Below are 11,602 nucleotides of genomic sequence, written 5' to 3'. Positions count from 1 at the left end.
CCGCCCGAGGGCATGTCCTGCCAGATCAGCATGCCGAGCCGGTCGGCGTCGTGATAATAGCGCGCGGGTTCGACCTTGATATGCTTCCTCAGCATGTTGAACCCCGCCTTCTTCAGGAAGACGATATCGCTCTTCATCGCCTCCTCCGACGGCGGCGTGTAGAGCCCGTCGGGCCACCAGCCCTGATCGAGCGTACCGTGCTGGAAGAGCGGCTTGTTGTTGAGCAGGATCGCGGGCTGCCCCGCGACGCGGCCGGGGCCGATCGACACCTTGCGCATCGCGAAATAGGCGGCGACGCTGTCGCGCGGCGCGCCTTCGACCCGCGCCTTCGCATAGACGCGGCTTTCGTGGTCGGTGAAACGCGAGTCATAGGCCTTGCGATCGCGCTCGGCCTCACCCGCCCAGGGATCGGCGATCGTCACCAGTTCGGCCTTGAGGTCGTAAAGATGCGGATCGTCGGGCGACCAGAGATGTGCGTTCGGGATCGCGAGCGTCGCCTGCCGGTTGGCGCGGATGATCGTCGAGGCAATCGGCTTGCCGCCCGCGCTCGCGGTGAGCCTCACCGCGTCGGTATCGTTGGCCCAGCCGCTCAATGCCACCGCGACGTCGACGGTGCCGCGGTCGATATCGGGGGTCGCGCGCACTTCGGCGATGTGGAGCTTGGGCACCGGCTCGATCCACACCGTCTGCCAGATGCCGCTGACCGCGGTGTACCAGATGCCCGCGGGGTCGAGGATCTGCTTGCCGCGCGGCTGCGTCCCCGCGCTCGTCGGATCGGTGACCTCGACGACGAGCTCGTTCGCGCCGGGTTTCAGATAGGGGCTGATGTCGAAGCCGAAGGCATCGAACCCGCCCTTGTGCGACCCGACGACCGATCCGTTGACGCGCACCGTCGCTTCATAATCGACCGCGCCGAAATTGAGCATGACATTCTGGCCGCGCCAGTCGGCGGGGATGGTGAAGCTGCGGCGATACCAGACGCGGTCGTCGGGGGTGACCTTGCGCGCGACGCGCGAGAGTTTCGATTCGACCGGGAACGGCACGAGGATCTTCCCGTCCATCGCCGCCGGCCGCTCGGCCGCCTTGGGCGCGATGGCATAGTCCCAGAGGCCGTTGAGATTGACCCAGCGTTCGCGCACCATCTGCGGGCGCGGGTAGAGGCGCCACGCGTTTTCGGGCGTCACCTCCTTGCCCCAGCGCGTGACGATGTCGCCGGTGTAGACGGCGTCGCCAGCCGGCGGCGTCGCGGTCTGGGCCTGCGCCGCGACCGGCGCGAGAGCGAGAAAAGATGCGGTAATCAGAAGGCTGCGCATGATATCTCCTGTCGAATGGGGGAGCCCAGGACCCTGAGGGGGAAGGTGGGTCCTGGGCTCGCGCCCCCGCGGAGGATACGGGGGCGAGGGGCTGGTCAGGTCAGTGCTTTCGCGACATCGACGGCGGCGCGGCATCGGGCGCGGCGCCCCATGCCTTGTTGGGTTTCGGCCCCATGGTGAAGACGAAGGTCGCACCCTCCTTCACATCGTCATGGCGGAACCACGGCTTGTTCCACGGCTTGCCGTCGAGCGTCGCCGACTGGATATAGACGTTGGCCGGCGAATTATTCCTCGCGACGATCCGCAGCGTCTTGCCATTGCCCATATCGAGGCTCGCGTCGTCGAAGACCGGGCTGCCGATGATATAATCCTGGCTCGACGGATCGACCGGATAGAAGCCGAGCGCCGAGAGCGCGTACCACGACGAGGTCGCGCCCTGATCGTCCATCCCGGGATAACCATAGCCCGATGCGTCGCTGCCATAGGTCCTGTCGAGGATCTCGCGCACCAGCGCCTGCGTCTTCCACGGCTGACCGCTCCAGTTGTAATAATAGGGCGCCTGCTGGTCGGGCTGGTTGCCGTGGACATATTGGCCGATCACGCCGGTGCAGTCGCGGCAGATGCCGGTCGGATCATAGGGCTTGGTGAAAAACTCGTCGAGCTTGGCGTTGAAGGCGGCGCGGCCGCCGAGCAGGCCGATCAGCCCCTGCACGTCGTGCGGCGCGAGCCAGAGCGTCGACCATCCCGACGCCTCCTTCATCATGAAGTTATAATAGGGTTCGGCGGGATCGAAGGGCGCGATCCACTTGCCGTCGGCGGTGCGCCCGCGGATGAAGCCGATCGATTTGTCGAACACATTGGCGTAGTTGCCCGCGCGCTTCAGGAACATCCGGTAGTCGGCATCCTTGCCGAGCTTTTTCGCGAACAGCGCGAGCGCATGATCGTCCCACGCATATTCGAGCGTCTTGGCCGCGCCCGCCTTGCCGCCGGCATAGGGCGGGCTGGGATTGTGATCGGGCACGATGTCCGAAATCCAGCCCTGCTTCATATATTCGGCAAGATAGCCGCGCGGCCCCTTCGGGTCGGTCGCGTTCTTGCGCATATATTCGTAGGCGGCCTCATAATCGAACCCGATGCCGCGCTCCCACGCGCCGAGGTACAGGAACACCGCATTGTCGCCGTGGAACGAGGTGTTCATATAGCCCTTCTCGCGCGCCATCGCGAGTTCGGACGCCATGATGTTCCTTACCGCCTCGGGCTCCATCAGCTCGAGCAGAACGATCTGGTTGCGGCCGGTATCCCAGAAGGGCACCGGGCCGTAGCGATCGTGCGTCGCGACCTGCACCTTGCCGTTGGTGTCGGCGAATTTCTCGCCCTTCGCGGCGAGCAGCCGGGGGCTGGCGAACGACTGGTAGAGCGTCGAGTAAAAGAGCTTGCGCTGCTTGTCGGTGCCCCCCGACACGCGCACGCGGCCCAGCAGCTTTGCCCACTGGTCGCGTGCTGCCGCATGGACGCCGTCGAAGTCCCAGCCCGGCACTTCGGCCGCCAGACGCTGCTCGGCCTGTTCATAGCTGGTGCCGTGCGCGATCTTCACCAGCACCTGTTCGTTCGCATCGGTGCGGAAGGTCACATAGCTGCCGGCATAGCTGCCCGAGAGGCTGCGCGTTCCCGGCTGGACGTCGCTGGTGCCGATGCCCCAGCCCTGATTGTCGCCGGGCGACTTGCGGAAGGTGCCGAGCGCGGTGAACGGCTTCGAGAAATGCGCGACGAAGTAGCTGCCATCGACGCTCTCGCCGCCGCGCCCCTTGTCCGACTTGCCGCGGACGATGCTGTCGCCGACGATCTCGACCGTGCCGCCGTGGCGCGGGAAGTTGATGATCACGTTCGACCGCTCGCTCTGCGGGAAGGTGAAGCGCATCACGCTCGCCCACCGCGTCGCGGTCAGTTCCGCCTGTGTCCTGAACGTGTCGAGATGGACCGAATAATAGCCCGGCGATGCCTTTTCGCGCGCCTTGTCATAATATGACTGGCTGTAGGCGGGCGGCGGCGACCAGTCGCCGACCACGGGCATGATGACCGGTTCGGCATTGCCGCCATAGGTCGGCCCGCCACCGCCGGTGAAGCCGATCATCGTCGGGTTGGTGTAATAATAGGGAACGGGGACGCCGTTCGGATATTGGAGCTCGATATTGTTGTTGATCGGCGCCGCGGCGACCGAGCCGTGCGGCAGCATCGCCGCGGGCGTGGTCTGCCCCGAATAGACAGGCTCGCCCGGGGGCGGCGCGTTGCCGATCAGCTTCGGATCGTCGAGCGGCGCGGTACCGACGAGCGGATCGGCAAGGTCGACGGGCGACTGGCCCGATTTCTGCTGCGCCGACACCGGCGGAAAAACGAGCATGAGCGGCAGTATCGCCGCCGCCGACGCGAGCATGGCCCCGGTCTTTCGCGCGCGGTTCCAATTCGTCCCGATATTCATTTGCGACCCTCTTTCCCTCTTTCCCTGAATATTTTCGTTGATCGCGTGGTCAGTGCGGCGAAGTTGCGAGGCTGGCCGTCCGCGCCGGCGCGCGCGCCGCGAACCAGCCGAACAGCGCGATGACGAGGTAACAGGCCATCGGCACCAGAAAGGCGAGGAAGCGGCTGCCGCTGGCATCGGCGACCTGCGCGAAGACGAGCGGCACGAGCGCGCCACCGACGATCGCCATGCAAAGCAATCCCGACGTCGCCGACGCGGGCGCACCCGAACGCTCGATCGTGAGCGAGAAGATCACCGGGAACATGATCGAGTTGAACAGCCCGACCGAGATGGCGAGCACGCCCGCCGCGGGCCCGCTGATCTGGCTGACGGTCAGGCAGAGCAAGGCCGCAGCGATGGCGGCGACGGCGAGCAGCGGCCCCGCGGGCAGCCGGTAGAGCAGCCCCGAGCCGACAAAACGGCCGATCATCGCGCCGAGCCAATAGAGGCTGACGAGACTGCCCGCCTCGACCGCGCTGATCGCGAACACGTCGGGCTGCTCGAGGAAATTGACCATCGCGCTGCCGATGGCGACCTCGGCGCCGACATAGAGGAAGATTGCGAGCGCGCCCGCCAGCGCCCAGGGCGAGGCAAAGGCGCTCGACACCCGCGCGGCCGTTTCAACGGGCGGCGCGGCGGCGGCAATCTCGTGCCGGACGCGGTACAGGAACATCGCGAGCACCGCGATCACCGCTGCGATGAAAACATAGGCGACGTCGATACGGCCGAGCGAATAGGCGATCTTCGCCTCGGTCACCGGGCCCGCTTCGAACAGTCCGCCCTGCAGCAGCGTGCGCGCGGCGAGCCAGGGCGCGACGACGGTGCCGAGCGAATTGAAGGCCTGGCTGAGCACCAGCCGGAAATGGGAGCGTTCGGGCCGGCCGAGCGACGCCGACAGCGGATTGGCGGCGACCTGCAGCAAGGTGATTCCCGACGCGATCACGAACAGCCCGACGAGCACGATCGCATATTCGCGGACGACCGTCGCGAGCGGCATGATCAGGCAGCCGACGATCATCGTCGCGAGCGCCGCAATGATCGAATTGGCGGCGCCGAGACGACCCATGATCGCCGCCGCCGGAAGCGAGACGACGCCATAGGCCATGAAGAAGGCGAATTGCGTAAGAAAGCTTTCGGTATCGGAGAGCGCGAAGATGGCCTTCACCGCCGGGATCAGGATATCGTTGACCGCAGTGACCGCGCCCCAGACGAAGAAGAGCATGGTGACATAAGCGAACGTCCATGCCGTGCCCGATTGCTTGCCGGTCATCCGTTTTCCCTCTCCGAATGGCGCGCACGCCATTCCCTCCTTCCCGCGCGCCGTTCCGCCGCAGGATTCGATTTCGCAAATCGTGCCCCGAACGCGCATTCGACGTCAAGATAATAATGAAAATTAATTTATTTGTTCGTGGATGAGTTTGTGGCATGTCATCGGGCAGTCGGAACGAACGCCAAGGTTCGATCGATCGGAGAGAGCGATGACAGGCAACAACCCCCAGGCATGGAGCGGAAACGGCACGGACGGGCGTATCGGAGGTCGCATCACGCTGATCGCCGCCATCGGCACGGCCGCCCTGGCAGGCCTGTTGTTCGGATTCGACACGGCGGTGATCGCCGGCGTCACCGGCGATCTCACCGCCCTCTTCGCCCTCACGCCGGAGACGCTGGGCATTACCGTGTCGGCCGCCTTGTGGGGAACTCTCGTCGGCGCGCTGTTCGCGGGCAAGCCGGGCGACGCGTTCGGCAGCCGTGACAGCCTGCGGGTGCTCGCGGCCTTCTATTTCGTTGCCGGGCTCGGCTGCGCGCTGGCGTCGAGCTGGCCGGCCTTTCTGATCTTCCGCTTCCTGTGCGGGCTCGCGATCGGCGGGTCGTCAGTGCTTGCGCCCGTCTATATCGCCGAGATCGCGCCTCCGAAGCATCGCGGATGGCTGGTCGGGCTGTTTCAGCTGATGATCGTCACCGGCATTCTCGCCGCCTATCTCAGCAATGCGACGATCGCGGGACTCATTGGCGGCGATACGGCGTGGCGCTGGAAGCTTGGCATCACCGCCGCCCCCGCCCTGCTCTTCTTCGTCCTGCTGTTCGCGATCCCCAACAGCCCGCGCTGGCTGCTGGCCAAGGGACGCCGCGACGAGGCGACGACGGCGCTCGCCCGGATCGGCGCGCCGGCCGGCGAACTCGGCGGCATCGAGCAGGCGCTGGAACGCGATCCGCCCGGCGAGAGACTGTCGTGGCGGCGCCATCGCCGCCCGATGCTGCTGGCGATCCTTGTCGCGACCTTCAACCAGCTCGCGGGTATCAATGCCGTACTCTATTATCTGAACGACATTTTCGCCCGCGCCGGTTCGCTGTCACCCGATCGGCAGGCGGTGATGATCGGGATCGCCAACCTCGTCTTCACGCTCGTCGGCATGACGCTGATCGACCGGATCGGACGCAAGACGCTGCTCCTCGCCGGCGCGGCGGGCATGACCCTGTGCCTTGGCGTCGCGGCGGGAGTCCTGTTCGGCGCGGTCGGAAACGGCCTGATGCTGCCCGCGCTGATCGGCTTCATCGCCTTCTTCGCAACGAGTCAGGGCGCGGTGATCTGGGTCTATATTTCGGAAATCTTCCCGACCCCGGTCCGCGCCCGCGGCAGCGCGCTCGGCGCGAGTACGCACTGGCTGATGAACGCGCTGATCGCCGGCATCTTTCCCGTGCTGGTGGCGTGGTCGCCCGGCGCGCCGTTCGTCATCTTCGCCGCTGCGATGGTCGTCCAGTTTATCGTCGTCGCGATCGTCTTCCCCGAAACCCGCGGTGTCGATCTCGACGAAATGGACCGGCGGATCGCCGGGGCCTGAACCGGCGCCTAGCGCCCCGCCTGCATCAGGATCGATTCGGACGGCAGGACATGATCGAGGAACGGGATGATCGCGGCGCCGATCGCCGACGCGTCGTCGGCGGCGCCCGCGCGCTGCACCGGCGCGACCGCCGGCAGTCTCACCCCGGCCATGCGCGCGTTGAGCCGTTCGACGAGCCCGTCGACCAGCTTGCCCGGAAGCCGTCCGCCGATCAGGATCGCGGCCGGGTTGATCAGGCAGTTCACCGCGATCAGCGGCTGGACGAGCGCGTCGGCGGCGTCGTCGAGCCATCGCAGGATCACGGCCTCGCGGTCGGGAGAACCCTCGACCAGCGCGTCGGGTTCGGTCACGTCATGGCCCGCGGCCTCGAGCCGCGCATAGAGTGCCGATAGCGACACCGTGTCCTGCACATTCGCACCCTCGCCGCGCGCGGGATCGGGCATCGCCCAGATCTCCCCCGACCGCGAATCGGCACCGCGAACATAGCTGCGATCGATGACCAGACCGCCGCCAAGGCCGGCGCTGATCAGCAGATAAAAGAAGCTGGGCAGCGCGATCCCGTTGCCGAGATGCACTTCGCCGAGCGCCGCCGATGCGGCGTCGTTGTCGGCATGGAGCGGCCAGGGGAGCACCTCGCCGAGCAGCGCGCCCAGATCGATGTCATCCCACGCGTCATATTCGGTCGGCCGGTGCGGCAGCGAAATCCGCCCGAGATCGTCGGGCAGCGCGACGCCGACGCCGAGGATGCGCGCCCGGTCGACCCCGCCTTCCTCGAGCAAGCCGGGCAGGATGTCGCGCACATGATCGACCACCGTTCCGGGCAGCGCGAACGCGATCTCGCGCGTGTGGCGGCTGCGGATCTTGCCCGCGAGGTCGAGCGTCACCAGCGTGATATGATCGCGGTCGATGTTGAGCCCGATCGCGAAGGCGCCATCGGGATCGATGACGATCCGCATCGCCGGCTGGCCGCGCTTGCCCTGCAGCCGCCCGGCGGGCTTGACCAGCCCCATGTCGATCAGCCGTTTGGTGATGTTGACGATCGTCGGCGGCGTCAGCCCGGTGACGCGGGCGAGGTCGCTGCGCGTCGTCTCGTCGGTCAGGCGGATCGCCTGCAGCACGATGCGCTGGTTATAGTCGCCCGCGCGCTCGAGATTGGTGCCCGACAGGCTGAGGGTCAGCCGCGCATCGCGCGCTTCCGGACCGCTCATCGCCGACGGACGGCGGTCGAGACCGGGACGGTTGAGGGTCATTGCAGGACTGTCCTCCAAATTTGTCCGAATGCCCGGCGCCCCCCGCCAAACAGACTCACGTCATAAAGCATCGCCGCTTTAATAATTCGATTTTCGATAAAGCGGAGCAGCGACGCCGTGTCAATCGATCGCCGCCATTCTCACCGCTTTGCCGCGATATAGGCATTGACCTGTTCCTCTAGCACGCTCAGCGGCAGCGCGCCTTCGCCCAGGACCGCTTCGTGGAAGTCGCGAATATCGAAGCGCGACCCGAGTTCGCGTTCGGCGCGGGCGCGCAATTCGGCGATCTTGAGCTGACCGACCATGTAGCTCGTCGCCTGCCCCGGCCAGTTGAAATAGCGGTCGACCTCGCGCGCGATATCGGTGTCGGCGACCGAGCTGTTGGCGCGGAAATAGGCGATCGCCTGGTCGCGGGTCCAGCGTTTGGAATGGATGCCGGTGTCGAGTACCAGCCGGATCGCGCGCCATACCTGAAGCGACAGCATGCCGAAGCGGTCATAGGGGTCCTTGTACACGCCCATCTCGTTCGCCAGCCGCTCCGAATAAAGCCCCCAACCCTCGATATAGGCGCCATAGCCGCCGAATTTGCGGAATTTGGGGATGCCGGCGAGCTCCTGCTGCCGCGCGATCTGGAAATGATGTCCGGGCGCGCCTTCATGCGCCGCGATGCCCGCGACCTGCACCTTCTGCGTCTGGTTCATGTCGACGAGGTTGACATAATAGATGCCGGGCCGCGCTCCGTCCGCCGAGGGCGGGTTGTAGAAGGCGGTCGAGGCCGTTGCCTCGCGCCACTTTTCGACCGCGCGCACTTCGAGCGCGGCCTTGGGCAATACGCTGAAATAGCGCGGCGCCGCCGCCATCGCCGAGGCGATCACCGCGCGCGCATCGGCCAGATAGGCTTCGCGGCCGGCCTCCGTATTCGGATATTTGAGCTTCGGATCGGTGCGGATATGATCGAAAAATTGTTCGAGCGTGCCGGTAAAGCCGACCTCGCGCTTGATCGCCTCCATCTCCTCGCGGATCGCCGCGACCTGCTTCAGGCCCAGATCATGGATCTGGTCGGCGGTAAGGTCGGTGGTCGTCGAATTCTTCAGCCGGTCGGCATAATAGGCGTCGCCGTCGGGCAGGCTCCAGACGCCGAAATTGCCTTTGGATAGGGGTTCGATCTCGTCGATCGCGGCGATCAGCGCGTCATAGCCGTGCCGGAAGGGTCCGGTCAGCGCAGCGCTGGCATCGGCGACCAGCTTCGCCTTGACCGCGTCCGCCGCATCGAGCGCGCCGACTTTTTTGCGGAAATCGGCGAGCAGCGTCGAATCGGGCCCGCTGTCGAACGGTGCGCCGACGAGAATCTTCTTCGCGTCGGCGCGCGCGGGAGCGAAATTGACCTTGTTGGGCACCGCGCCCGCCGCGGCCTGTTCGCGCATCGTCGCCGCGACCTCGCGCATCACGCGGTCGGTGTCGCGCAGGCGCGCGATATAGGCTTCGGCGTCGGCCACGCTGTCGACCTTGTGATTGTTGATCAGCAGTACCGGAATGTCGCCCGCGGGGCTGCCGTTGGTCGTCACCGGGAAACGCAGCTTGCGGAACCGGAACGATTCGCGGCGGCGTTCGACATCATATTCGAACAATCGGTAGCTGACGCGCGCGCTCGGCCCCAATTGTCCGGGCCGGAAGCGTGCGTGCATTTCCCTGAGCTGCCGTTCGAGCAGCTCCTGCTCGCGCACCGCGGCGGCGTCGGTATAATCGTCGAGCCGGTCGTAGCCGGTCTTGAGTCCGAGCTGCGTCAGGCTCTCGGGCTGGAGGCTGATGCGCTCGTCGAAAGCCTGGTCGAGAAACAGGAGCAGCGCCTGATCCTGCGCGGCCTCCGGCGCCGCCGCGGCCATTGCCGGCGCTGGAAGTGAAACAAGCAGCGGGGCCGACATCAGCGTCAGGGCAATGGCGAAGCGCATCCGGAATCTCCTCTTGAACGGCCCCGCTTGTACCCGCGACGCCCGCCGACGCAATCGCATCGATCGCGACGCACGGAGAATTGGCCCGGCGGCGTCGGTGAACCGCTACGCCGGCTCGCGGCGGGAGTGCGCCAGCCGAAGGCTGCATTCCTTGCGCTCGCACGAAATGGCCGGCGCGGCCGCGAGCCGGAATCAGGCTGCCGGCGCCTTGTCATAGACGAGCCGGAAGCCGACATTGCTCGTGCCGAGCCCGGGATCGCGGCCCTGCCGCGAGGCGGGGCGGTAACGCTGGCAATAATTGGGGGCACACAGATAGCTGCCGCCCTTCACCGTCCGCGAGGGCAGGCCGGGATTGAGCGGGTCATAGGCCGACCCCTCATCGGGGCCCGTGGGATCATCGCGGTCGTCAGGATCGTGACCCGGCCTGAAGAAATCCGAGGTCACCTCCCACACATTGCCGACCATGTCATAGAGGCCGTTCGCATTGGGCTTGTAGCAGCCGACCGGCGCGACCCCTTTGAACCCGTCGCTTTCGGCATTGTAGTTCGGGAAGGCGCCCTGCCAGCTGTTCGCCTCGGCGGGCTGGACATTCCTCGATCGCTCGCCCGCGCTCGCGGCATATTCCCATTCGGCCTCGGTCGGGATGCGCCCGCCCGCCCACCGCGCATAGGCGACCATGTCGTCCCAGGCGAGATGGACCACGGGCTCGTTCGCGATCCTGTCGGGGCCGGTCGGGCCGTAGGGCTTTTTCCAGTTCGCGCCGGGGACATATTTCCACCAGTCGGCATAATTGTTCGACGGGAAATCGGGCGGCGTAAAGACCGCCGACCCCGCCTTCAGCATGTCGGGCGGAATCCGGTCGGCGGGCACCTGGAACTGCCCCGGATCGACGGGCTTCTCGGCGACGGTCACATAGCCGGTTGCCGCAACGAACTTCGCGAACTGGCGGTTCGTCACCTCGTGCGGATCGATCCAGAAGCCGCCGACGCTGGTCTTCCGCACCGGTCCTTCCTCGGCATAGACATCATCCTCGCCCATCTCGAAGGTGCCGCCGGCGAGCTTCACCGGCGTGTCGCCGATCGCGGCGCATTCGCGCGGGGCGGCGGTCGCCGCGATCTGCTTGTCTTCGGACTTGCCGCCGCTGCACGCCGACGCCGCGAGCAGCAGGCCGGAACCGACGACGGCGGGCGCGAAGAGGAACAGGGAAGAACGGGTCATCATTGTCTCCTGGGGGAGGCCCGACGCGGCTTCCCGGCAACCCGGGCTGAACGGCTTCGCGGTCGAGGTCAATGGGCGAGCGCGAACCTCGCGGCGGCGCCATAGCGTCCCGAAGGAAGGAAAATCGGGAAGGCAGACGATCACCGGCTGGCTGGGGCGGCAGGATTCGAACCTGCGCATGGCGGTACCAAAAACCGCTGCCTTACCGCTTGGCTACGCCCCAACGGCCGGTGCGAGCGCGTCTATAGCGCCCGCCTCCCGAATGGCAAGTTGAAGACTTTAAAGGCGCGTGACCCAGCCATGGGGGTCGGCGGCACGGCCGCGCTGGATGTCGACGAGCTTGCCCTTGAGCATTTCGGTGACCTGGCCGGGGCCGCCCGCGCCGATCGTGAAGCTCGTCTCGCCGCGCGTCACCTTGCCCACCGGCGTCACCACCGCAGCGGTACCGCAGGCGAAGCTTTCGGTGAGCTTGCCGCTTTCCGCATCGGCCTGCCACTGGTCGATCGCATAGGGTTCC

7 protein-coding genes, 1 tRNA gene and 1 pseudogene are annotated in these 11,602 nt (G+C 66.3%); 1 reads left to right on the top strand and 8 read right to left on the bottom strand.

The genetic code is table 11. The features are described from left to right. The 3 genes from JHC57_RS17945 to JHC57_RS17935 all read right to left on the bottom strand — a co-directional run. The coding region (locus JHC57_RS17945; RefSeq protein ID WP_294031731.1) for a glycoside hydrolase family 2 protein at positions 1-1,313 on the bottom strand (1,313 nt) is incomplete at its 3' end. Between the two features lie 100 nt (positions 1,314-1,413). After that, a complete protein-coding gene (locus tag JHC57_RS17940; RefSeq protein WP_294031730.1) occupies positions 1,414-3,789 on the bottom strand; it encodes a GH92 family glycosyl hydrolase in 2,376 nt (791 codons plus the stop codon). Between the two features lie 49 nt (positions 3,790-3,838). Further along, a complete protein-coding gene (locus JHC57_RS17935; protein WP_294031729.1) occupies positions 3,839-5,098 on the bottom strand; it encodes a sugar MFS transporter in 1,260 nt (419 codons plus the stop codon). Between the two features lie 208 nt (positions 5,099-5,306). Here JHC57_RS17935 and JHC57_RS17930 point away from each other — a divergent pair, with 208 nt between their 5' ends. Further along, on the top strand, positions 5,307-6,668 hold the full coding sequence (locus JHC57_RS17930; RefSeq protein WP_294031727.1) for a sugar porter family MFS transporter: 1,362 nt from the start codon (positions 5,307-5,309) through the stop codon (positions 6,666-6,668). Between the two features lie 8 nt (positions 6,669-6,676). On the opposite strand, the gene JHC57_RS17925 is transcribed toward JHC57_RS17930, so the two are convergent. The 5 genes and pseudogenes from JHC57_RS17925 to JHC57_RS17905 form a co-directional block, all read right to left on the bottom strand. Next, on the bottom strand, positions 6,677-7,918 hold the full coding sequence (locus JHC57_RS17925) for an ROK family transcriptional regulator (protein ID WP_294031726.1): 1,242 nt from the start codon (positions 7,916-7,918) through the stop codon (positions 6,677-6,679). A 140-nt stretch (positions 7,919-8,058) separates the two neighbouring features. After that, positions 8,059-9,867, bottom strand: a complete 1,809-nt coding sequence (locus JHC57_RS17920) for a DUF885 family protein (protein ID WP_294031724.1) — start codon at positions 9,865-9,867, stop codon at positions 8,059-8,061. A 192-nt stretch (positions 9,868-10,059) separates the two neighbouring features. After that, positions 10,060-11,085 carry a formylglycine-generating enzyme family protein gene (locus JHC57_RS17915; RefSeq protein ID WP_294031723.1) on the bottom strand — a complete coding sequence of 342 codons (1,026 nt, stop codon included), beginning with the start codon at positions 11,083-11,085 and terminating at the stop codon, positions 10,060-10,062. Positions 11,086-11,233: 148 nt separating this feature from the next. Beyond that, a tRNA-Gln gene (locus tag JHC57_RS17910) sits at positions 11,234-11,308 on the bottom strand. A 56-nt stretch (positions 11,309-11,364) separates the two neighbouring features. Further along, positions 11,365-11,602: pseudogene (locus JHC57_RS17905) on the bottom strand (branched chain amino acid aminotransferase); the annotation flags it as partial.

The sequence above is a fragment of the Sphingopyxis sp. genome (genome assembly GCF_016463645.1).
GTDB lineage: Bacteria > Pseudomonadota > Alphaproteobacteria > Sphingomonadales > Sphingomonadaceae > Sphingopyxis.
The sequence above is the reverse complement of the archived record's forward strand: the minus strand, read 5'-3'. Positions and strand labels throughout refer to the sequence as shown.